Annotated in this window: 20 protein-coding genes; 16 read left to right on the top strand and 4 right to left on the bottom strand. The window is 45.8% G+C overall.

The features are described 5' to 3' along the window. The first annotated feature begins 181 nt into the window (after positions 1–181). Positions 182–1,792, top strand: coding sequence for a gamma-glutamyltransferase (ggt, locus tag HPY28_RS13775; RefSeq protein ID WP_174230752.1), 1,611 nt, complete (start codon positions 182–184; stop codon positions 1,790–1,792). An 84-nt stretch (positions 1,793–1,876) separates the two neighbouring features. Here ggt and HPY28_RS13770 read toward each other — a convergent pair whose 3' ends face one another. Then, the gene (locus HPY28_RS13770; RefSeq protein ID WP_017249664.1) at positions 1,877–2,293 is read right to left on the bottom strand and encodes a hypothetical protein; all 417 of its coding nucleotides are present in this window, start codon (positions 2,291–2,293) and stop codon (positions 1,877–1,879) included. Positions 2,294–2,438: 145 nt separating this feature from the next. Between HPY28_RS13770 and HPY28_RS13765 the strand changes: the two genes are divergently transcribed. The 12 genes from HPY28_RS13765 to HPY28_RS13710 all read left to right on the top strand — a co-directional run bounded on the left by HPY28_RS13765 (position 2,439) and on the right by HPY28_RS13710 (position 16,139). Then, positions 2,439–2,987 carry a hypothetical protein gene (locus tag HPY28_RS13765; RefSeq protein ID WP_017249666.1) on the top strand — a complete coding sequence of 183 codons (549 nt, stop codon included), beginning with the start codon at positions 2,439–2,441 and terminating at the stop codon, positions 2,985–2,987. A 39-nt stretch (positions 2,988–3,026) separates the two neighbouring features. Beyond that, positions 3,027–3,635, top strand: coding sequence for a hypothetical protein (locus tag HPY28_RS13760; protein ID WP_173622561.1), 609 nt, complete (start codon positions 3,027–3,029; stop codon positions 3,633–3,635). A 213-nt stretch (positions 3,636–3,848) separates the two neighbouring features. Continuing rightward, positions 3,849–4,220: a response regulator gene (locus HPY28_RS13755; protein ID WP_017249668.1), complete on the top strand. Its 372-nt coding sequence runs from the start codon at positions 3,849–3,851 to the stop codon at positions 4,218–4,220. A gap of 415 nt (positions 4,221–4,635) precedes the next feature. Next, complete coding sequence (locus HPY28_RS13750; protein WP_174230751.1) at positions 4,636–5,055, top strand: response regulator; 420 nt, start codon at positions 4,636–4,638, stop codon at positions 5,053–5,055. Continuing rightward, positions 5,052–7,256, top strand: a complete 2,205-nt coding sequence (locus HPY28_RS13745; RefSeq protein WP_174230750.1) for an NAD-dependent epimerase/dehydratase family protein — start codon at positions 5,052–5,054, stop codon at positions 7,254–7,256. Before HPY28_RS13750 ends, HPY28_RS13745 begins: the two co-directional genes overlap by 4 nt. Beyond that, positions 7,249–8,223, top strand: coding sequence for a hypothetical protein (locus tag HPY28_RS13740; protein ID WP_174230749.1), 975 nt, complete (start codon positions 7,249–7,251; stop codon positions 8,221–8,223). Before HPY28_RS13745 ends, HPY28_RS13740 begins: the two co-directional genes overlap by 8 nt. A 38-nt stretch (positions 8,224–8,261) precedes the next feature. Beyond that, positions 8,262–10,127: a DUF2194 domain-containing protein gene (locus HPY28_RS13735; protein WP_217444789.1), complete on the top strand. Its 1,866-nt coding sequence runs from the start codon at positions 8,262–8,264 to the stop codon at positions 10,125–10,127. 3 nt (positions 10,128–10,130) lie between these two features. Further along, entirely contained in the window at positions 10,131–11,537 is a 1,407-nt protein-coding gene (gene pelF, locus HPY28_RS13730) for a GT4 family glycosyltransferase PelF (protein WP_174230748.1), read from the top strand. A 5-nt stretch (positions 11,538–11,542) separates the two neighbouring features. After that, positions 11,543–12,943 carry an exopolysaccharide Pel transporter PelG gene (gene pelG, locus HPY28_RS13725; RefSeq protein ID WP_173622564.1) on the top strand — a complete coding sequence of 467 codons (1,401 nt, stop codon included), beginning with the start codon at positions 11,543–11,545 and terminating at the stop codon, positions 12,941–12,943. Positions 12,944–12,974: 31 nt separating this feature from the next. Further along, positions 12,975–14,699 carry a CotH kinase family protein gene (locus HPY28_RS13720; protein ID WP_174230747.1) on the top strand — a complete coding sequence of 575 codons (1,725 nt, stop codon included), beginning with the start codon at positions 12,975–12,977 and terminating at the stop codon, positions 14,697–14,699. Beyond that, positions 14,696–15,430, top strand: a complete 735-nt coding sequence (locus tag HPY28_RS13715; RefSeq protein WP_174224907.1) for a polyphosphate polymerase domain-containing protein — start codon at positions 14,696–14,698, stop codon at positions 15,428–15,430. The genes HPY28_RS13720 and HPY28_RS13715 overlap by 4 nt, the downstream gene beginning before the upstream one ends. Before the next feature lie 22 nt (positions 15,431–15,452). Continuing rightward, positions 15,453–16,139: a DUF4956 domain-containing protein gene (locus HPY28_RS13710; RefSeq protein WP_017249677.1), complete on the top strand. Its 687-nt coding sequence runs from the start codon at positions 15,453–15,455 to the stop codon at positions 16,137–16,139. Between the two features lie 66 nt (positions 16,140–16,205). Here the strand turns inward: HPY28_RS13710 and HPY28_RS13705 are convergent, their stop codons facing one another. From HPY28_RS13705 to HPY28_RS13695, 3 genes are all read right to left on the bottom strand, one after another. Continuing rightward, positions 16,206–17,600: a DUF4832 domain-containing protein gene (locus HPY28_RS13705; protein ID WP_174230746.1), complete on the bottom strand. Its 1,395-nt coding sequence runs from the start codon at positions 17,598–17,600 to the stop codon at positions 16,206–16,208. A gap of 32 nt (positions 17,601–17,632) precedes the next feature. After that, positions 17,633–18,784: a response regulator gene (locus HPY28_RS13700; protein ID WP_017249679.1), complete on the bottom strand. Its 1,152-nt coding sequence runs from the start codon at positions 18,782–18,784 to the stop codon at positions 17,633–17,635. Between the two features lie 131 nt (positions 18,785–18,915). Further along, positions 18,916–19,230, bottom strand: a complete 315-nt coding sequence (locus HPY28_RS13695; RefSeq protein ID WP_174224909.1) for a thioredoxin family protein — start codon at positions 19,228–19,230, stop codon at positions 18,916–18,918. Positions 19,231–19,442: 212 nt separating this feature from the next. Here HPY28_RS13695 and HPY28_RS13690 point away from each other — a divergent pair, with 212 nt between their 5' ends. The 3 genes from HPY28_RS13690 (at position 19,443) to HPY28_RS13680 (ending at position 21,986) form a co-directional block, all read left to right on the top strand. Further along, the gene (locus HPY28_RS13690) at positions 19,443–19,898 is read left to right on the top strand and encodes a prepilin peptidase (RefSeq protein ID WP_017249681.1); all 456 of its coding nucleotides are present in this window, start codon (positions 19,443–19,445) and stop codon (positions 19,896–19,898) included. 96 nt (positions 19,899–19,994) lie between these two features. Further along, the gene (locus HPY28_RS13685; protein WP_174224911.1) at positions 19,995–20,825 is read left to right on the top strand and encodes a CpaB family protein; all 831 of its coding nucleotides are present in this window, start codon (positions 19,995–19,997) and stop codon (positions 20,823–20,825) included. 3 nt (positions 20,826–20,828) lie between these two features. Beyond that, entirely contained in the window at positions 20,829–21,986 is a 1,158-nt protein-coding gene (locus HPY28_RS13680; RefSeq protein WP_017249683.1) for a CpaE/TadZ family protein, read from the top strand. The last annotated feature ends 11 nt before the right edge of the window (positions 21,987–21,997 follow it).

Genomic DNA, 21,997 nt, shown 5'->3' with positions numbered 1-21,997 from the left:
TGGCTTTGGCTCGACGGTCCCCTTTTTGAAGTGGAGACGGACAGTAATTCCCCCCTGCTGGCGTGTCAGAGTCGAAGAGAACTGTGCTTTTTCTTCTCCTCCACTATGTTGACTCAAACCAAAAGGACTCTCATAGGTTTTCATATTGGCTAACAAAGAACTACTTAAGGAGGCATAAATCATGGTTAACTATGACGCAATGGAATACCCATACCCATCGAAGCGTGTGACGACTTTTGCCAAGAACGGCATGGTGGCGACCTCGCAGCCCCTGGCGGCACAAGCAGGTCTCGATATATTGAAAAAGGGCGGAAATGCGGTGGATGCGGCGATTGCAACGGCTGCGTGCCTAACTGTAGTAGAACCGACCTCGAACGGCATCGGGGGAGACGCATTTGCCCTCGTGTGGATCAAAGACGAGCTGCATGGACTGAATGCAAGCGGGCCTGCTCCACAAGGAATCTCCATTGAGGCATTAAAAGCAAAAGGTCTGGAAGAAATGCCGACCTACGGCTGGACACCTGTCACGGTACCAGGCGCACCTGCTGCGTGGGCCGCCTTGTCCAAGCGTTTTGGACGTCTTCCACTGACAGAGGTTTTGCAGCCAGCGATTGATTATGCGGAGAATGGCTATCCGGTATCACCAACATTGGCGCATTATTGGAATGCCGCACACAAAAAGTTTTCCCAGCTATGCAAAGGAGAAGAGTTCGCACATTGGTTCTCCACCTTTACGCCAGATGGCAAGGTGCCAAAAGCGGGCGACATCTGGAAGTCGCCGGGTCATGCTGAGACGCTGCGTCAAATCGCGGAAACAAATGCAGAGAGCTTCTATCGCGGAGAGCTGGCAGACCAGATTGACGCGTTTTCCCGGGAGTGTGACGGCTACTTGCGCAAAGAAGACCTGGCTGCTTATGAGCCGGAATGGGTGAAGCCGATCAGTGTCAACTACCGTGGCTATGATGTGTGGGAGATCCCGCCGAACGGGCAAGGAATGATCGGTCTGATGGCATTGAACATTCTGAAGGGCTTTGATTTTGACGCAAAAGACATTACGGAAACGTATCACAAGCAAATCGAAGCGATGAAGCTGGCATTTGTCGATGGATTGAAATACATCACAGAAGAGAGCAAAATGAAAGTTTCTAAGGAAGCATTGTTGTCAGAAGAATACGCTGCCACTCGCCGTGCACTGATTGGTCATGAAGCCTTGACGCCAGAGCCTGGTCAGCCGAAAACGAGCGGCACGGTCTATTTGGCGACTGCTGACGGTGAGGGCAACATGGTGTCCTTTATCCAAAGCAATTACATGGGCTTTGGTTCTGGGGTCGTTGTGCCGGGGACGGGGATTGCCATGCAAAACCGCGGTCATAACTTCTCGCTGGACCCTGCTCATGACAATTGCTTGGAGCCAGGCAAAAGAACGTTCCACACCATTATCCCGGGCTTCTTGACGAAGGATGGAAAAGCAGTGGGGCCATTCGGCGTAATGGGAGGCTTTATGCAGCCACAAGGACACGTACAGGTGGTCATGAACACGATCGACTTCCACCTCAATCCGCAAGCTTCGCTCGATGCACCACGCTGGCAGTGGATGGAAGGCAAAACGGTGGAGTTGGAGCGTCATTTCCCGGAGCATTTGGCACAAGCCTTGGAGCGCAGGGGCCATACCATCAAGTGGGCGCAGCTCGGCAATTACTTCGGGCGCGGTCAAATCATTTGGCGTGATGAAAATGGTGTGCTGAGTGGTGGTACTGATATGCGTACGGATAGTTGTATAGCAGCTTGGTAATGAAAGAGGAGAATGGAAGAGGATCAAAAAGAGCCGAAGCGATGCTTCGGCTTTTTGCGTTGGAACGAGAAGACCCACGAACGGCTATTCTTTAACCGAGATGGAATTGACGATAGACAAGATTTTTTCGTCCCTTTCTGAAAAGGAATCTGTTCTCGTCTCGGAGCTAAGATAAAATATCAAAACGTTTTTTGCCGCAAATATTTGCGGTATAACCATGTTCAATTTTTCCGTTTGGTTTAAGAAATCTTCCAATCCCTTTTTGGCATCTTCTTCTGATGCAAACACATAAATGTACAGGGGATTTCCGTTCACTGCATATTTTTCAGGGGATTGACCGTTCAGGACAAAGTAATCTGCGTTTTCGGATTTCGTCAAAGGCAGTGTGTTCGAATCAAATGCTTGAACAACGGCTTGCAAGGTGATGTTTTCGACCGGTTTTTCATTGCACCCTGAGAGGAAGAGCAGTGCAAGGAGTAGTAGAATTTTCTTTTGTACCATGAATTTACCTCCGATTCTATCCAATTCGGCGGACGATTTGATTTTGGGTGTAAATTATCTTCTCCGAAAATATAGTATTTACAACTTGCAGAAATATTCATACAATTGGTATAAATTCCAAAAAAAGGAAAAAGAGGTGTGAGTCATGAAGAGAAAATTTACTAGCTTAGGTATTGCAACGCTCTTATTGATTGTTCCTATTCAGTCTGCACTTGCTGATTACTGGCAGGGAGGAAAAACATGGGGAGGGACTACGGTATATGAGTTTGATTCCTCCGTATACAACTACTCCTATGACTACGAGAATGTTTATAACCAAGCCATTCGTAATTGGGAAGGCATTTCATCAAAGGTTAGCTTTGTTTCACGGACGCATGAGAATTCAGATAAATACTATGTAGGAGAAACGAGTGTTCAAGGGTTGCTAGGAAGGATGGACCCGTATAATGGTACTCGGATGGCAACTATTAATAGTAATTGGAGCTCTACCAAAGTTCATATATTTCACAACAATATGGACGCGTTTAATATGAGCGAAGCTGAAAGAATTTCGAATGCTACACACGAAATTGGACACAGTCTGAAATTGGCACATCCTGTTGGCAACGTAACTTCTGTTATGAAACAAGGGATACAAAGTAGAGGACCGAGCTCCTATGATAAGACAGAATTAAAGAATAAATGGGGACAATAGAAAAGAGAAATAATATAAAGTCAAAGGAGAGGTTTTTGGATGAATCTGAAAATGAATCGATTGTATATGAAAATAGCAATTGGAATCATGTTGACTGCCATCGTTTTTGTGTGCGCAGCTTTCAGCACCTTTTCCAAAAAGAATGAGCCAATGGAAACAATCTCTTTAGAAGCACTTTATATGACATATGAAAGTGCCGAGGAGTTGGATGAAGCAGATTTAATTCTGATAGGGACTCCAACCTCTGACTTTTCAGATCGAGAACATAAGACCAGTTATTATGAAGATGGTAGTTTGCAAGACTTTTATACGTTAACAGAGATTGAGATAGATAAAATTATTAAATCTCCGAATGACTTTGATTTAGAAGAATCTGAAACACTTTCCATAATAGAACCTGTTGGTATGATCGAGTTAGATGGAACGAAAAAAATCACGATTGATGAATATAAAGAAATGGAACAAGGTGAGAAGTACATTATTTTCTTGAATGATAATGGACATGGACAATACAGTGTAATTAACAATGATTTAGGAAAATTTAATTTAGATTCAAAATCAGCAAAAAGTGAAAAATCACTGAGCAAAAATTCAGGGATTGCGTTAAAAGAAGATGTTCTAGAAAAATATAGTGAGTTCATTGAATAATTTCGGGAAAAGAGAACCGAATAGAAAAGTGAGTAGAGCCGAAGCAGATGCTTCGGCTTTTTTATTTCTCTGACGATGCTCTCTTGTTCAGAAACTGTTTAGATGTTCCTAGTAGAATGTAGAAAATGATCAGATTATGTCATTTTTGCGTATAGGAAACCCTTTATGATGGTTTGAAAGTCGCGGTATAAAAGATAGGAGAAATCATTTTGGATGAATAGCATTTTAATTGTTGATGATACAGCGTTTACGAGACTCATGCTCCGTCACATGTTTGAGCAATTAGGTGTTGAGGTAGTTGCAGAAGCTGATTCAGGGGAGGAAGCTGTTAGAAACTATTGTTTGTATCGACCGTCACTCGTCATGATGGATATTACCATGCCGGGCATGAACGGTTTGGCTGCTTCCCGAAAAATCATGGAGCTGGATAAGGATGCGAAGATCATTATTTGCTCCGCAGTTGCACGACGCGACACTGTCATCAAAGCGATCCAGGCAGGTGCACGAGATTTTATCGCAAAGCCCTTACAGTTCGAGAGGATTGAATGGGCTGTTCAAAATTTGTTGGAAACAGATACTAGGTGAAACCGAATAGCTGTGGTGTTGCGTGAAGGCGGAGCTTTCGCTAGGGTACATGGAAACTGGGAAGACTCGTAGAAAAATTCGTTTGTTGAAAAAAGAGAAAGAGAACGTTCGGCGAAAAAAATAGTGTAAAAACATGAAGAAGAACAGGGAAAAGCTGCCGTATAGGTATCTGTCCCTGTTCTTCTTTTTATATGGCAGGGGAGCGGAGACATCTGATGGTCTTTTTGACTTTTGTTCAGAAATTGTTGAGATGATCCTAGTAGAATAGGAAAAGCTACATGTCAGGGGTCTTTGTGCCTATGGAAAATGAAATTTGCAAGACAGTAACTTTGGTTGGTAGTGAAATCAGGAATATATTACTATAATAAAACGATCCAAAAGATATAGATGGATAGGATGGGAGATAGCGGTTTGGATGAATAGCATTCTGATTGTTGATGATACAGCGTTTACGAGACATGTGCTGCGCAACATATTTGAATCGTTAGGACTACATGTCATAGCTGAAGCTGATTCAGGAGAGGAGGCTGTTAGAAATTACTGCTTGTATAAACCATCACTCGTCACAATGGATATCACCATGCCCGGCATGAATGGTTTGACTGCTTCACGCAAAATCATGGAGTTGGACAAGGATGCCAAGATCATTATTTGCTCAGCGGTGTCTAGGCACGATACCGTCATCAAGGCGATTCAGGCAGGTGCGCGGGATTTTATAGCGAAGCCACTGCAACTGGAGCGAATCGAATGGGCTGTCCAAAAAGTGTTGGGAACAGGGTTAAATGTTCGTCAGGGAGATAGACAGGGGAAACGAATAGCTGAGGTGTTAGTATGAAAGTTTTGATCACAGGTGGTTATGGGTTCATCGGTTCTTTTGTCGCAGAGAGATTTAATAAGGAAGGCTATAAAGTATTTATCCTCGACAATCTCAGTTCAGGCAATCAGAGGAACGTCACATTTCCGCATAAGGCATACGAGCTGGATGTAGCGGATAAAAAATGCGATGAAGTATTTAAAAGCAACAAGTTCGATGTCGTCGTACATTTAGCGGCCCAAGTAAGTGTTGCTGCATCCATGGAAGACCCCCTGCTGGATTCGAATACGAATATTCTTGGACTCATGAATATGCTGAGGCTATCGAGTAAATATGGCGTGTCCAAATTTATTTTTGCGTCATCAGCCGCTGTTTACGGTTTGAATGAAAATACTCCTTTACACGAAGATTCAGTGTGTGATCCGGTATCTGTTTATGGAATAAACAAGCACATCGGTGAAATGTATTGCCGCAAATGGGCGGAAATGTATGGCTTGCGAACGGTTGTCTTTCGCTTGGCGAATGTGTATGGCCCGAGACAAAGCGCAGTCGGGGAAGGCGGCGTCATCTCTACTTTTTTAACCCAGATCAATCATGGAAAAGAAATCGTTTTGCACGGGGACGGCAGTCAAACGAGAGATTTTATTTATGTAGAGGATGTAGCTGACGCCATTTTCCGTTCCGTTACCACGGATGATACCGGGGTGATGAATTTGTCTACCAATCAGGAAAGCAGCATTAATGAGCTTATTGACATTCTCGGGGCGAACCAGCAGCTCCAGGGAATAGTGCGAAGGGAAAAACGCCCAGGAGATGTAGATAAGTCGGTTTTGGACAATACGCGGGCAAAGAGAAGACTAGATTGGATCCCGATGTATTCATTGCCGGAGGGGCTGGAAAAAACGGCGCAGTGGTATCAAGAGACCCTCGCAGAGAAAGAACAAGAGCAGGAGAGCGAAGCGAAGAAAACGATCAATTGGCTCCGTTCATGGGATGCAAGGCCGTACATTGAGAACATTCTCGCTTTTCTTGTGGTGGTTTTCGCTACAGTTGGAACGGTTAACAGTGGTGTTTTTGATCTCAAGCTGATTTACATCGTGTTGATAGGCGCGATTTACGGAACGAAGCAATCGCTCTTGTCTGTCATCCTGGCCTGTGGACTTTTTATCGGAGAAAGCCTGCATAACGGGCGCGATGTCGTATCGCTCTTGTATGACGCCAATGCTCTGTTTCATATCGCTGTCTATTTTATTATCGGGATTGCTGTGGGGTATTCGATCGATAAACGCAACAGGGACATACTGTCTAAGGAACTGCAAAAGCAAACGCTGGAAGACAAGTATGACTTTTTAAAAGACATCTACAACGATGTCCTGATGGTCAAGCAAGAATTGCAGCAGCAGATCGTGAATTCGGAAGACAGCTTCGGAAAAATCTACAACATCACCAAGGAGCTGGATAGCCTCGAGCCGGAACGCGTATTGCAGAAATCGGTCAAGGTGCTGGAAAGAATCATGAAGTCCGATGAGATCGCAATTTATACGATGAATCAAAATGGCTCCTTCTTGCGATTGATGGCTAAATCAAATAAAGCGGGCTTTGATCTGCCACGCTCGTTGAAAATGAGTGAGCATGCTTATCTTACTGAACTAATGATAATGAAGAAGATCATCGTGAATAAAGAGCTGCGTCACGACATGCCTCTTATGGCAGCTCCCATTTTTGACAATGGCAAAATGGTGGCGGTCATAACGCTGCAACAACTTGGATTCGAAAATTTTACGATGTACACCCAGAACCTTTTCCAGGTCGCCGTTCAATTGATCTCTTCCGCGTTGTCGCGTTCACTTCGTTTCTTAAACTCCACACAAAAGGATCGCTATCTAGAAGACACCTCCATCCTGATTCCAGCCTATTTTTCGGCTATGTTGAAGAACAAAAGGGACGCCAAGCAACAGTTGAACACTGACTTTACACTCTTGGCAGTGGACGCTGCGCAAATGGACTATCATACGCTCTCTTCCTTTATCGCCAGCTCTCTGCGCGAAGCGGATTATATGGGAATGGACGAAGCAGGAGACATCTATATCATTCTCTCCAATTCAAACGAGCAAGAAGCCAATATCGTGATTGATCGGCTTGGTAGACTCGGCATTGCAGCGAGAATTGTACAGGAAAAAGACCAGGATCGCTTCTCCCTGAGGGATGGCGCCTATGCTTAAGTTTGTCTTCCTCCATGTATTGGTGACTGTTTGTTACAGTTTGATGCAAAGCCACGGCCGTAATAAGCAAATGCTGATCGTGCGAATGCTAGTCGCTGGCTTTCTTCCCATTTTCGGTCTTTTATTATTAGCAATTACCGATGTGTACAAGCGCACATCGAAAAAGAATGTGAATGAGTTAATGCTGGAGAGCGATTTGCTGAAGCTCTCGGAGGGATCGAATATTTTTCGAAGAACGGACATGGAAAAGGAAATGAACATCGTTCCAGTTGAGGACATTCTGTTTTTGAATGATACCAGCACGCGGCGAAAGATGCTGATCGATGTCCTGAAAGAGCAGACCATTTGGCAGATCGGCACATTGGAGACAGCCCTGCAAAACGAAGATTCGGAAACGGTTCACTACGCAGCCGCCGCTTTAACGGAAATGCGACGCAACCTTCAGCTTCAGCTGCAGGATTTATCGGTGAAATACGAGGAAAACAAGCAGAATCTTGAGGTTTTGCGCGCCTACGCAGACGTATTGAAGAAGTACTTGGACAGTCCACTCATTGATCAACGAACCTATGTGAAATACAGCTATACGTATTCCTTTGTGCTGGAGTCTTTATTGGACATCTATCAGGAAGAAGAAAGCTATTTTGTGGACAAGATCAATTGTGAGCTAGTGAACCAGTCCTATGAAAAAGCCGCACAGTACTGTCAATTGTTTCATGAGTATCATCCAGAAAGCGAACAGCCATATGTCATGTCGCTAAAGCGATTTTTTACGATCAGAGACCATGCAGGGTTTGCGGCAGAAATGAATCGATTAAAAGGCTCGGCGGTTAAAATCTCTCACGCTACGCTGATGATGATTCGCTACTGGAACACCCTAGAAGCTGATGAGCAAGACAGTGCTTGGAAGGAAGTCGCTGCTGCACAGGAAACAGGTACGAATTCGAAAGAGATGAGCGATACAAAATGAGAATGACAAGGAACAGGAGAAAGAAAAGAGACAGGGAAATGGATCGAGAATGGAGCCAGTCGAGGTCCAACGACATTCCTGTGAAAAAAAACATCTACCTCATTCTGATCTTTGTGGCGATTCTGGGGATCACCATAGAAGCTACCCGATCACAGTTCATCCTCCAGGTGAGCAGTAATAAATCGGGAGGCTCGGGAGTTCAGACTGACGAGCCGAAGCAAAACGCAATCAGCCAGGAGGAAATCGCCAAGCTTGCAAGGGAGCGGTTCCTCATTCTGCATGATTCCAAGGATGAGAGCAGTATGGCAATCGCGAGGAATGTAGAGCAAGTGCTACGGTACATGAAAAAGGAGTACGATCTCGCAGACATTAAGCAATTTTCGAAGCCCGATCCCCAATACATGACGGTCATTGTCACTGTAGAAAATCTGGGCTTGCTAGCCGATCTGGATGCGATGATGCAATATGCGCACAATGGGGGAAATGTGTTCCTTTCTCGTACGCCTGAATACAATGACAGTTTATATCGCATTTACCGAAAGCTAGGGATCAATTCCATCGATCTCCCCATCGTGACAAAAGGCATTCAGATGAGATCCAATCTCTTGATCCAAGGAGAAAATGCAAAAATCGGGGGAGAGTCCATTGTTAATTCCTCGATTCCCGTAGAGCTGGATAGGCAAGCGAAGGTACATGCTGTTTCTGCCGACAATATGCCACTGCTATGGGAGGCTCAGCATGGACAGGGAAAGTTCCTGGTCTATAACGGGACAAATATGCAATCTGCCATGAACAGAGGACTGATTGCTGGTGGCATCAGTTTACTGAATCAAGATTTCATGTACCCCATTTTCAATATGAAAATCACGTATATTGACGACTTTCCTGCTCCCTTTCGCCAGGGAATCGAGCCGAGTATTTACCGCGAGTACCGCAAAGATATTCCCAGCTTCTTTCGGGATGTGTGGTGGCCCGACATGATCAAGCTTGCTGCTGATTACGATGTGACCTACACGGGAGCGATTATCAAAACCTACAATAACCGTGTTACCGCCCCCTTCGCCGATGAGGAAGGAACAGATTCGAACAATCTGATTACGTACGGCAGGGATTTGGTGAAATTGGGTGGCGAATTGGGCATCCACGGATATAATCATCAATCGCTGGTTACTGATCAAGTGACAGCGAGCCATTACGAGTATAAGGCTTGGCCTGATGAAGCAAGTATGGCCGAGTCACTTTCGTACCTGAACGATTATATCAAGAAGGTCTTCTCGTCATATGAGGTACAGGTGTATGTCCCGCCTTCCAACGTGTTGGGAGCCGAAGGGCGTCGAGCGCTGAAAACGTCCTTCCCTGATCTGAGAGTCATTGCCTCCTTATATGCGGAATCAGACAGCACGCACGAATACATCCAGGAGTTTTCCGTGGCCGAAGATGGCATCGTAGAGCTGCCTCGTATTACCTCGGGATACAGTCGCACAGACATTCACGATTGGTACATAGCGAATGCGATCACCTCCATCGGTGTCTTTTCCCATTTTGTTCATCCAGACGATGTGTTGGACAAGGAACGAAGCAATAACAAGTCGTGGCCGGAATTGGTAAAAGACTTTCAACGTATGATGGAAGAGCTTTACCAGCACTATCCATGGCTGCGCAGCCAGACTGCTTCCGAAGCTGCAGCAAGCCTTGAGAGCTATTTGCAGACGGATGTGTATATAGCGCATACGGATAAAAAAATGACAGGATACATGAACAACTTCTCCGACGAAATGTATTACATCTTGCGGACAAATAAAAAAATGACGAGCTTAGTAAATTGCACGGTAGAAAAAATAGAGGAAGGCGCCTATCTCGTACATGCAACGGGTGCAAAATTTGAAATAGGACTGGAAGAGTAAGCGATGAAAATTTGTCTGATTGCCGAAGGATCTTATCCTTTTATTACAGGGGGTGTCTCTAGTTGGATTCATTCCTTAATCGCTAGCATGCCAGAGCATGAGTTTATCATTTATGCGATTGGTGCAGAAGAGAAAAATAGGGGGAAATACGTCTACCAGCTCCCCGCGAATGTGGTGGAAATCAAAGAGGTATTTCTGGATGCCTATCTCAAAGAAGATGCTGCACTGGGCAAGCGTCTGGGGCTAACTGAGGATGAACAGCAAGCGGTGCTTTCGTTGCTTGATGGCAGTAAGGGCGACTGGCATGCTCTTTTTTCCGTGTTGTCGGGGAGTAAGGTGCCATCCGTAGCCGAGTTGCTTACAAGCAAGGACTTTTTCGAGGTAATCCAGCGGCTTTGCGAGCAAAAATACCCGCAAATTCCCTTTACCGAAATGATCTGGATGATTCGCTCGATGGTGTTGCCACTATGTCTGGTCATTCAAAACGGCATGCCGCAAGCGGATTTGTATCACAGTGTTTGTACGGGATATGGCGGTGTTGCAGGGAGTCTCGGGAAGTATCTGCATGAAAAGCCGTTTTTGCTGACGGAGCACGGAATCTACACCCGCGAGCGGGAAGAAGAAATTATCAAGGCAAACTGGATTAAGGGTCACTTTAAAGATATTTGGATCGATTATTTTCATAACCTTTCTGCATGTGCCTACTCTTACGCGGATGAGGTAATCACGTTGTTTGAGCGAAACAAGGAAATTCAGATTGAGCTAGGCTGTGATCCTTCCAAAGTATCAGTGATCCCAAACGGTGTAAAAGTGAGCGATTATGTAGACATCGTGGAGGAAAAAAAGAACGATGCAATAACGATTGGCGCTGTCGTCCGCGTGGTACCCATCAAGGATATTAAAACAATGCTGCACAGCTTCGGGCTCGTCAAAGAACAAGTGTCACACGCACGCTTTGTCATCATGGGTCCGACGGATGAAGACGAGGAGTACTACACAGAATGCCTGCAATTGGTCGAAAGCCTGCAGCTGGAGGATGTTACGTTTACGGGTGCGGTCAATGTGAAAGAGTATCTCGGAAAAATGGACATGCTTGTTTTGACCAGCATCAGTGAAGGACAACCGCTCGTTATTTTGGAAGGAATGGCATGCAGAAAGCCCTTCGTCACAACGGACGTGGGAAGCTGTCGGGAATTGTTGTACGGCAATGGTGACAACTATGGCAACGCAGGGATAACGGTACCCGTCATGCATTTTACTCAAGTTGCTCAAGCGATCATTACGTTATGCCAAAACGAGCCCATGAGACGGCGAATGGGCAGATGTGGCTTCCAGAGAGTATCAGCTATTTACACACATGAGAATTTCTTGGCGGGATATCGCAATATGTATCGGAAATACGAGGTGTAAGAAACATGGCGGGCATTGGCTTTGAACTGAAGAAAATGTTTCGGAATAAAGGGTATTTGTCCAGTGTGAAGGCGTATGCATTTTCTTCGTTGGTCACAGTCGGACCGATGCTGATTTGTATGGTAATGATTACGGTGCTACAGCAAATTCTTCTTCAATGGAATGTCAGCTATTTGGAAAGGATGTCTTTTTTAGCAGCTGTCGTTTATGCATTCGTGTTTTCTCTGTTAATTACCTGCGGCTTTTCCATGGTCATTTCTCGCTATATCGCAGACAAAATTTACTTGCGTGAGTATAACGACATCATTGCGTCTTTGTATGGAGTTATCGCTGTTTGTCTAGGTTTGGGGGGAATTCTCGGGGGTGCCTTTTACTGGCTCGCGCCTCTACCGTCTGGCTTTAAGCTCGTAGCCTACCTTCTTTTTGTGGAACTGATCGTCGTATGGCTGCAATCTGCCTACTTGTCCGCATTAAAGGATTATATGCGCATCATTCGTGGGTATTTGGCTGCTGTTGCCGTTACGCTTCTGGCTGCGTTTCTGCTGTTGAATCTGACTGAGCTGGAAAAAGGAATCGCGATGCTGATTTCTTTGGATCTCGGCTTTTTTACGATGATCGTCCTATCTATGCTTCATCTGGAGAGTTTTTTTCCAAAGCGGGAGAGGAATTATTTTGATTTCCTGAAGTACGTGAAAAAGTACCCAAGTCTGCTTGGTGTGGGTCTCTTTTGTTCTCTCGGTTTTTATGTGCACCATTTTATTTACTGGCTGGGGAGTCCGCTGCAGGAGATCGTGGCGGATACTTACGTGATTGCGCCTTTTTACGACGTGCCAGCGTTCTACGCTTCCTTGAGCATATTGCCTACCATGGTCATGTTTGTGGTATCTGTGGAGACTGCTTTTTACGAGAAGTATCGAGCGTATTACGGAACGATATTGGGTACAGGCTCGGTGCAGGATATCAAGCGGGCGAAAACGGACATGATTCAAACGTTGATGCAGGAGCTCAGCTTCATGATGGAGGTGCAGCTGTTCTTTTCCTTCGTTGCACTGGCTCTAGGCATTACGCTACTTCCGCACATCGGTTTTACGTCCGATCAAATGGAGCGGTACAACATCTTGGTCATCGCGGGATATTTGTACGCTGTTATGTTTGTGATCGTGCTGATGTTGCTCTATTTTGACGATCGGAAGGGAGCGTTTGCGGTGACAACCTTATTTCTCGCCAGTACCGTTGTCATCACTATAGCGATGTTGCCCCTTCATAACTACGGTTTTTCATTTTTTATTGCTTCGTTTCTTGCACTGGTAGCCGGTCTCGGCAGGCTGATCTATTACTTGAAAAATATCGATTATTACACCTACTGCCTACAGCCGCTCTTTGTCAAAGGAAAACGAATGGAATAGACGGGGATGTATAGATTGGGGAGGACATAGGTTGAAGAAAAAACGATTCGTACTGAGCCTGCTCGTTGCATTAGGAGTTGTATCGACTGGTTGTACACAAGATGCGCCTGAACAGCCAGTGTCAGACAACTCGCCAGCAACGAATCAGGTGGCGTCAACTCAGCAGATGAACGAGGATCTGATTGAAAATAGAAGCGTATACGATCAGGATGTTGATGGGAGCATTGTCCATTTATATGTGACGGTAGTCAACGAAGAAAATTCGAAACTGAAAACGACCACCTTTACGGAACTCAATCTAGCTCCTAGTGGACGGAATGAAAAGGGAGAAGATCTCCAGGCCAAAGTCATTATGCAGGAAGGGACGGCGGAGGGGCCAACCCAGGGGTACTTTGGTTTTGGCGAGTCGAGAGCGAACGGAACGGTTGAGCTGCGGGGGGAATCGAGCAGAAGAGCAGAACAAAAATCGTACAAAATCCGTTTGTTCGACAGCGCCGGATACTGGCGGGATCAGCGCAACATCAACTTAAGTAAGCACAAGTCTGACATGACGCGTGTTCGACAAAAGCTTAGCTTTGATTATTTCGAGCAAATGCCAAATATGACCAGTTTACGGACGCAGTTCGTTCAGGTAAAAATCAAGGATTTGACCAAAAAAAATCCGGACCGAGACTTTGTTGATTACGGTTTGTTCACTCAAATTGAACAGCCAAACAAAACATTTTTGCAGGCGCACGGATTGGACCGAAACGGAAATTTGTACAAGGCAATTGATTTCGAGTTCCACCGTTACGAGGAACAACTTAAGCTGGCAACAGACCCTACCTACGATAAGAAAGCCTTTGAGAAAATTTTGGAGATCAAAGGCAGTGAGAACCATGAAAAGCTCATTTCGATGCTGGACGATCTTCACAATCCTGCGATCAATACGCAAGACTTTTTGGACAGGCATTTTGATCGGGAGAACTACTATACATGGCTGGCATCCAACCTGTTGATGGGGAATCACGACACGGCTGTTCATAATTTTTACTTGTACAGCCCTAGCAACTCCAACAAGTGGTATTTCCTACCGTGGGACTATGACGCATCGTGGGGATTTTTTGAAGAAGAGCTCAAGCGAAGCCCGGAAAAAGGGCTTGGACAATGGCAGTTTGGCATTTCCGACTACTGGGTGTCGAATTTGCATCGCCGCATCTTTAAAGATCCCGAAAACATCAAAACGCTTAACGAAAAGGTTGAGGAAATCAGCAAGATCATTACGAAGGAGCAAACGGAAAAATACTTGAAGAGCTATTATCCGATTGTGAGTAAATATGTGCTGCAACAACCTGATTTATATAACTTACCGTTGGATGTCTCCTATTTTCACAATGAGCAAGCACTTCTATCTGGTGAACCGGAGCGTAACAAAAAGAGGTACTATGAACGCCAAGAGAATCCGATGCCCTTTTTTATGGGGGAGCCAAGAAAAGAAGGAGATAAGCTCATTTTTGCCTGGGACCATTCCTATGACCTGCAAGGTGACGATCTGACCTACGACTTTACCGTCAGTTACGATCCTGCGTTTACGAAGATACACGCGCAGGCCAAGGGGCTGACAGGAGTCCAATACACGATAAACGATCCGGGTAAAGGCCGCTTTTTCTGGCGTGTGATTGTTCGGGACAGCAAAGGGAACACACAGACGGCATTTGACAGGGTAGAGTCCGAGGATGCGCTTTATCATGGGGTGAAGGAGTTCGTATTGAAATGAAAGGAATACAGAGCACGGGCATCCAGCTCGGCAACAAGCGATTGCGGCATGAGTTGAAGTATTATCTTCGGCTGAGTAATTACGAGCCGCTGCGGCAGAGATTGCGTCTGATCGCGACTCCTGACCCTTATTCTGTAAGTGAGGAAGGGTATCATATTCGTAGCCTGTACTTTGACGACTTTCACGACACGGCTCTCTATGAAAAAAACTACGGGGTTTTTCAAAGAAAAAAGTATCGCATTCGCATCTACAACAAAAGTGATGCAGTCATCAAAATGGAGCGAAAGAGCAAGTTCGGTGGATACATTTGCAAAGAATCAGCGTCGATCACACGAGATGAGTATGAACTGATTTTGGCAGGCGATGTTGAGTTTCTGCGAGAGACAGAAAGTGCTGTGCTTCGAGATTTTTATTTATCGTGCAAAAATCATCTGTTTCGGCCTCGCGTCATTACGGATTATGTTCGAGAGGCGTATTTGGTGAGAGAAGGGAATGTCAGAATTACGTTTGACAAGTATTTGAAGGCAAACGTCAATTCACTCGATATTTTTGACGAAAACATCATGATGGTCAGAGCTATTCATCAGCCCATGATGATCATGGAAGTGAAGTACGATCAATTCCTGCCGTTCAATATTAGACATTTGCTACAAAACCTGGGTAATCAGCGATCGGCTATCTCCAAATATGTCATTTGTAGAGAGGAGACCAAAAAATACTATAATCTTTAGTGTGAGGAGAAGTCGAGAAACTATGGATACTACCAATACGATTAATTTTCAAGATATCATCAAAAAAAGTGTCTTAAAAATGGATCAATTCGCCAGCATCTCGATCATTGATACCATCATAGGGCTAGTGCTATCGGGATTGCTAGGTTTGTTCATCTACTATATTTACAAAAAGACGTTTCGCGGTGTCGTCTATACACATACTTTTAACATCACGCTGGTGGCAATGGCGATGCTTACTTGCCTGATTATCATGACGATTAGTACCAATATCGTGCTCTCTCTCGGGATGGTCGGCGCGTTGAGCATCGTGCGGTTCCGTACTGCTATCAAAGACCCGTTGGATATTGTTTTCATGTTTTGGTCGATCTCGGTCGGTATTGCGACGGGAGCGGGTGTGTACCCAGTTTCCGTCTTGGGATCACTGGTGGTGGCGGCTGTCATTGTCGTATTATCCAAGCGGCAAATGAAAGATGTTGCCTATCTGCTCATTATCAACTATCACGATCAAGCCAATGACGGGGTTAAATACCAGTTGAACAAACTGAAATACGCCTTGAAGTCAAAGACCGTACACAAAGAGATGGTGGAATTGATCGTGGAAGTCAAAATCAAAGGAGATAATACGGCATTTGTTCAAGATATTTCAGAGGTAGAAGGTGTGAAGAACGTATCATTGGTAAGCTACGATGGCGATTATGCACCATAATGATTAGAAGAAAAAATCCCTTTCTGACTCCTATACGGGTGGTCAGGAAGGGATTTTTTTGATGGATCAGTCTCGTACTTGGACCGTACCCAACGTATATCTTCCGTCCGAGCGTTTGCCTTCCATGGCAAATTGAATGCCCGGCTCTTCTGTATGGGGATCGAGGATTGCTACACAGAGAGTGTATGTTCCTTCAGGAAGATTATCTGGAATTTCCAAGCTTTGCTTGACGGTTTTCTTGCCGGGAAGCCATTTGCGGATGTCTTCGTCCGTGTTGGTCTTGGTTACGATCTCACCGTCTTCATCCGCGAGTGACAGCTCGAGAATCCACGGAAAGTAAAATGGAGCAACACCGCGGTTTTGCCAATCCATCGTCACAGCAAGGCTGTCTCCGGGCTCGACTGCTTTGGCATGTGTCTCTTTGGTGATGGAGAAGCGGTAGCCAATCGTGTTTAAAAAGCGGTCCAAATATTCTTGTTGATCGCCGTCTTTTTCGAAACGTACGGGTGTATTTGGGCCAAGCCAGCTAATATGCGAAGCTTTGGCTTGTGAGATTACCTGGTTAATCGAGGAGCGAGTAAAGTAGCTAGTCAATGAGTCTGATGGAGAGAATTCTCCACCGCTTGGCGCATACTTCCAAAAGTCGGGCATGGCAGGCATTTTTTCTTTGGTCAGCCAGGAGACGTAGCCCTTCTGTATCCAGGACAGGTAGCTGTTTGTATCTTCTTTATTGCCGAACATGTCGTTAAACAGCCCCAGTTTGTACTCCTTGGCAATTGGGTGCGGTCTGCGCATCAGCAGCATGGGATCAGGGAAGTTATCTAGATACGGTTGTACGTACTGATCCGTGATTTCTGTTGCAGGGAAAGGAATAGACGTGTCGGTGTGCCATTCTCCCCAGTGACCGACGCTTCCCAGCTGTATGAAAGCAATACGAGGATCATCCTTGTAGCGCTCTCCCAGAGCGTCAATCAATTCCTTGTGGTACTTGATGATCAATGGATTACTGTAGTTGGGACTGTAGCCTTTGCCATAGTCGTTTCGATACCACTCGCCATCATCAAAATGGTCATTGTCCCCGCCGATCTCGTTGTATAGCCAATCCGGTATCTCCATGTCCGATTTTTTATCAGGAAGATCCATAACGATGCGGAGGATGAACTTGACGTCTTTTTTTGTCCATTCTTCAAGCCGGATCGTATCTTCGACCTCATCAAAAGCATAATCCCCTTTGGTTGGCTCGAGCATCCTCCAGGTTAGATTGGCATAGACGAGGGTGTGTTCTTGCTCATGATTACTCGTCCGTGAATCGGGAGCCAGTCCCATATAAGGGTTTTGTAGTACGTCTTGGGATTGCTTTGGCGAATAAGTCGCCGTTCCATAACTGGAGGCGGCGGCAGAGGAAGGTAGAATGCAAAAAGCAGCGAGAAGTACGCTGTATAGACCACTTCGGATCTTCATGAGTGCCCCCTAGATCTAGTGAGAGAGTATCATTACTTTTGTTCTGTCTCCTGTTTCCATATGTGATACCACTTGGTGATATGTTCGTTTACAGTAGAGCCGAGTTCAATCTCCCATCGAGAGGTCAAGAGTTGATACTGCTCTTCTACAGCCGCTTGATTATCCAAGGAAGCGTACAACTGCATCAAGATCATGTAGCTGTCTTCTTCAAGCAGGTGCAAATGCTGAATGCGTTGGTTGACGTTGATCGCTTCCTGGACTCTGCCGTGTCCCAAATAGAAGCTGCTCATTGTTTTGGCGAGCTGCAGCCACATCCTGCGGAGTCTTTCTCGCTCGTACTCTGCCCACAAATAGTCGTAGTCTCCGAAATAATCACCTGTATACGTCGCAAGTACTTGCTCATACGCTTGCATATTGGCAAGAGAGAGGGGCGGTAACTGTTTGAGACGATTCTCCCATTCTTCCACATCGATCGCAGCTGAATCGATCGTCAGCTTATAGCCGCCTTCTAAATTGCCTTTGTTGATCGATATCGTTTGGAGACCATAGCGTTTCAAGGTTTGCCGGATGAGGTAAATCGTCGTATATAGCTGGGTTACGCCTTTGCTTCCATCATAGTCCGGCCACAAAAGCTCGATCAGCGAATCTTTGTCGATCATCTTATTACGGTGATGCAACAAATACGCAAACAGCTCGCGGGCTTTATTCGTGCGCCACTTGATCTCTTGCGGCTCCTGATTCGACTGGTGAAACAAAATACTATTGAAGCATTGGATAGAAACGACTGATTCTTCTTTAACAGGCTCGGCTTCTTGCGCGGACTTGATTCTCTCACGCAGTCGATCCATTGTCTTTTGCAAGCGTTGAAGTTGTACGGGCTTCATGATGTAATCCAGCGCGCACAGCTCAAAAGCATCAACGGCGTACTTATCATACCCCGTGACAAATACGATCTCCGGAGAGTTATCGATTCCTTGCAGACGTTCTCCGATCTCCAGTCCACTGATGCGTGGCATATTAATATCTAAAAATACGACATCTGGTTGAAGGGATATTGCTTGGTCGATCGCTTCGAGAGGATTGGTGTAGGCTCCGACTACCTTAACGCCGCCAACATCTTTTTCTAGCAATCGTTGCAGATGCATCAAGGGTAGTTGCTCGTCGTCTACCAATAAGGCTCTCATCCACTGTCTCTCCTTCAAAAAACGATAAAATGCAACAGATTGTCTTACGAGTCTGATTTATCCATACTCTCTACTCTATCATCAAAAGAGAGGTTATCCAAATCTTTACGGTGGAAGGAAATGTGAATTTTTTAGCAAGTGATAGAGGTCAGAACACGCTCCAGCTCTTCAAATGATACAAACCGGGCTTGCCGAAACACTTCTTTTCCGTCCACAAACAAGAGGATCGCTGGAGCAGTAAATACGAGATACTCCCCGGAAAGGGTAGGTATTTTTTCCATGGATACCACCATGCTTTTCACTTGTGGAAATTGTTTCAGCCGTTCTACTGTTCTTGCGTAGGTGACATCGCAAACACCGCAGTTTGCCGTTTTTATAAACAACAGACTAATCGGATGACGTTCAATCTCTGCAAGTAGTTCAGTCAGTTCGAGATACTCCTGCACGGTTCGGTATTCTCCCCTTTCGTCGCCGTATTTTTTACTAGAATAGCACAAAAAAATGTTTGCCTCATGAAACGACAACGGATGTAATCTCCGAGACAATGAAAGCGCTTTTCCAAAAAACACACAAAAAAATTGGATATTTTTGCAACAAATTTCCCTCATACACAGTCTGTAATGGTGAAATTTTCCTCAAAAAGCAGGAAGGAGGACATATGGTGTTATCTTGGTATGTCATCATTCCCATTCTTTTCGTAATGGCAGTCGCTATGTATACCGACCTACGCCGCCGTCTCATTTACGACTGGCTGACGCTTCCCGGAATTGCATATTTTCTCGTTCTGCATGCATACCTTCATCCAGAGAAATGGCTGACTTATGCGATGGGAGTAATTGTGCTGGGAGGAATTTCATTACTGATGGCGGTGATCAGCAACGGTCAGATGGGCGGAGGAGATATTAAGCTGCTCGCTTTGGTCGGCGCAGCGGTTGGATGGCAAGCGGGGTTGGTCGTGCTCATGCTTACGTATTTGCTTGCGGGAGTCAGCGTGCTTCCCATGTGGGCCATCGCCAAAATGACAGGCAGGATGAAGCTCGGGCGAGAGATCCCGTTGGCTCCATTTGTTGCGGGTGGGACCAGTCTCATGCTGGTCATGATCATGTACTCCTAGTGCTTTTCTCATGAGTTGATCGATTCGCAATCTTGCCAATAAAACGACAAAGTTTGAACATGAATGGATTTTTCGAAAAAGAGAGGGAATCTTCTGATGTTGGAATCAAAACGTAGGGCAATCATTTTCCTTGTATTATCGTTCCTACTTGCTGCACTTGCGGGCTTTCTGTTTCTGCAAAAAATCAAGGATTTGAATGCGCAACTGGGCGAAATGGTGGAAATATACGAAGCAAATGCAGATATTCCATCTCGGGCACTGATACAACCCGATCAATTGACGGTAAGGGAAATCCCCAAAAAGTACGCGGATGATTCGTACGTCATCGATAAAGCTAGTTTGAAAAATCAAGTCACGATCGTTCCCTTGTCAAAGGGAGACATCATCACGAAAAACATCATGAAGCCAGCCAATGTTGTACGGGACCAAAACAACAGGCTCGTAACGGTGTTTTCATCGAGCAATGTCGTCTTCGACCAGGAGCTGGAGGCGCTAGACCGGGTGGACGTCATCATTTCGCATGAGGAGAACGGGAAGCCCGTGACGGAAGTGTTCATGAAAGACGTGCCAGTCGCCATGGTGGCCAAATCGGAGAACAGCTTCAAGGGGGTAGCTCTCGAGCTGCCGTTCGAGGAAGCTCCGAAATTCATTCACCAGCAGCATTATGCTCAGATGGTTCGCATTTTGAAAGCGAATGTGGGCAAAGGGGACTTGGGTATACCCGATCCGTTTGTGGAACCCAAGCCGGAACAGACAAAACCGCCTGGCAAACCAGCTGAAGCGAAACCTGCGACACCGCCTGTCACACCACCGGCAGCAGGGCAGCCAGCCGTACAAACACCACCGACAGTTCCGGCCCAGCCTCCAACGAAACCAACTTCGGTACCACTGCAGCCAACTAATCAACCACCGAAAACCGGAGGGTAAGTCATGAACAAAGATATGAAGATTCTCGTCGTTGCTGATTACGACTCTGTAAAAGACATGCTGAGGGACATTTTGACTCCGTATGAGCAAGTACGCTACACGACCTCCAGCGAAGTGAAAAAAGAAATTGACCGGATTGGACCCGATGTCGTTTTGCTTGTGCAGCCGGAAGACGGAGCAGGAGTAGAGCTGGTGCAGTACATACAAGGAGAGCTTCCGGAGGGCATCCTCATTTATCTCACAGAAAAACAGGATTTTGTCCTGCTGCGAGATGTTGTCCGTGCGGGTGCGGTGGAATACATCGTGATGCCCGATGAGCTCAACCTATTGTCTGATCGTCTCGACAAAATATCAGATTTATCCCAGATCAAACAGAGAAAAAAGGGCACGGATGCATCCGGCAAAGCTTTCGTGCGAGGTCGGGGAAAGGTGTACTCCTTTTACAGTGGAAAAGGGGGAAGCGGACGAACGCAGCTGGCAACGGGCTTTGCGCAAGCATTGAAGCTGGAATCTACGGCCAGTGTGCTGCTCATCGATCTCAATCTCCAATACGGTGGAATCGAAACCTTCTTGTCATTTGACAACAACCGTACATTAGGCGATCTCATGCCAGTTATGGATGAAATCAACGAATTTCATATTCGCAATGTGGCCCAGCGGGAGGACCATTCCAAGCTGGAGGTGCTGGTCAGTCCGCGTGATGCTGAGACGGCGGAGAATATGTCCGAGGCATTTGTCACCAGGTTGATCCGTGCTAGCCGCCGCAGTTATGACTTTGTGATTATCGACCTGCCAACGCATATGAACGAGCTTACCTTTGCCGCTTTGTCAGAGTCGGACATGATTTATTACGTGATGAATCTGGACACACCGTCCGTTCAAATTTACCGACTCGTGGAAGACTTGTTCCGACGTCTGCGCATTGATACCGCAGGCAGGCTCGAAGTGGTCGTCAACCAGGTAGGAAGGGATAACGAGCTGAATGTGTCTGATTTGAAAGGATTATTCACTGCACCGATTACTGCTGAAATCAGCAGAGATCATCAAGGCGTGCAAGCGGCTGTCAATCAAGGCCGACCGTTGCAAAAGGAAGCGAATGAGAAGAAGCTCTCTCCTGCTGCGAAAGACATCCGAAAATGGGTACTCAAAAAACTGTCATAAAGAGCAAGTTC

The sequence above is a fragment of the Brevibacillus sp. HB1.2 genome, assembly GCF_013332495.1.
GTDB lineage: Bacteria > Bacillota > Bacilli > Brevibacillales > Brevibacillaceae > Brevibacillus > Brevibacillus porteri.
Note: the sequence above shows the minus strand (reverse complement) of the source record. Positions and strands in the feature narration are given on the sequence as shown.

Coding starts and splice junctions, on each gene's coding strand:
- ggt (WP_174230752.1), top strand. CDS start 182: ATGGTTAACTATGACGCAATGGAATACCCATACCCATCGAAGCGTGTG.
- HPY28_RS13770 (WP_017249664.1), bottom strand. CDS start 2,293: ATGGTACAAAAGAAAATTCTACTACTCCTTGCACTGCTCTTCCTCTCA.
- HPY28_RS13765 (WP_017249666.1), top strand. CDS start 2,439: ATGAAGAGAAAATTTACTAGCTTAGGTATTGCAACGCTCTTATTGATT.
- HPY28_RS13760 (WP_173622561.1), top strand. CDS start 3,027: ATGAATCTGAAAATGAATCGATTGTATATGAAAATAGCAATTGGAATC.
- HPY28_RS13755 (WP_017249668.1), top strand. CDS start 3,849: ATGAATAGCATTTTAATTGTTGATGATACAGCGTTTACGAGACTCATG.
- HPY28_RS13750 (WP_174230751.1), top strand. CDS start 4,636: ATGAATAGCATTCTGATTGTTGATGATACAGCGTTTACGAGACATGTG.
- HPY28_RS13745 (WP_174230750.1), top strand. CDS start 5,052: ATGAAAGTTTTGATCACAGGTGGTTATGGGTTCATCGGTTCTTTTGTC.
- HPY28_RS13740 (WP_174230749.1), top strand. CDS start 7,249: ATGCTTAAGTTTGTCTTCCTCCATGTATTGGTGACTGTTTGTTACAGT.
- HPY28_RS13735 (WP_217444789.1), top strand. CDS start 8,262: ATGGATCGAGAATGGAGCCAGTCGAGGTCCAACGACATTCCTGTGAAA.
- pelF (WP_174230748.1), top strand. CDS start 10,131: ATGAAAATTTGTCTGATTGCCGAAGGATCTTATCCTTTTATTACAGGG.
- pelG (WP_173622564.1), top strand. CDS start 11,543: ATGGCGGGCATTGGCTTTGAACTGAAGAAAATGTTTCGGAATAAAGGG.
- HPY28_RS13715 (WP_174224907.1), top strand. CDS start 14,696: ATGAAAGGAATACAGAGCACGGGCATCCAGCTCGGCAACAAGCGATTG.
- HPY28_RS13710 (WP_017249677.1), top strand. CDS start 15,453: ATGGATACTACCAATACGATTAATTTTCAAGATATCATCAAAAAAAGT.
- HPY28_RS13705 (WP_174230746.1), bottom strand. CDS start 17,600: ATGAAGATCCGAAGTGGTCTATACAGCGTACTTCTCGCTGCTTTTTGC.
- HPY28_RS13700 (WP_017249679.1), bottom strand. CDS start 18,784: ATGAGAGCCTTATTGGTAGACGACGAGCAACTACCCTTGATGCATCTG.
- HPY28_RS13690 (WP_017249681.1), top strand. CDS start 19,443: ATGGTGTTATCTTGGTATGTCATCATTCCCATTCTTTTCGTAATGGCA.
- HPY28_RS13685 (WP_174224911.1), top strand. CDS start 19,995: ATGTTGGAATCAAAACGTAGGGCAATCATTTTCCTTGTATTATCGTTC.
- HPY28_RS13680 (WP_017249683.1), top strand. CDS start 20,829: ATGAACAAAGATATGAAGATTCTCGTCGTTGCTGATTACGACTCTGTA.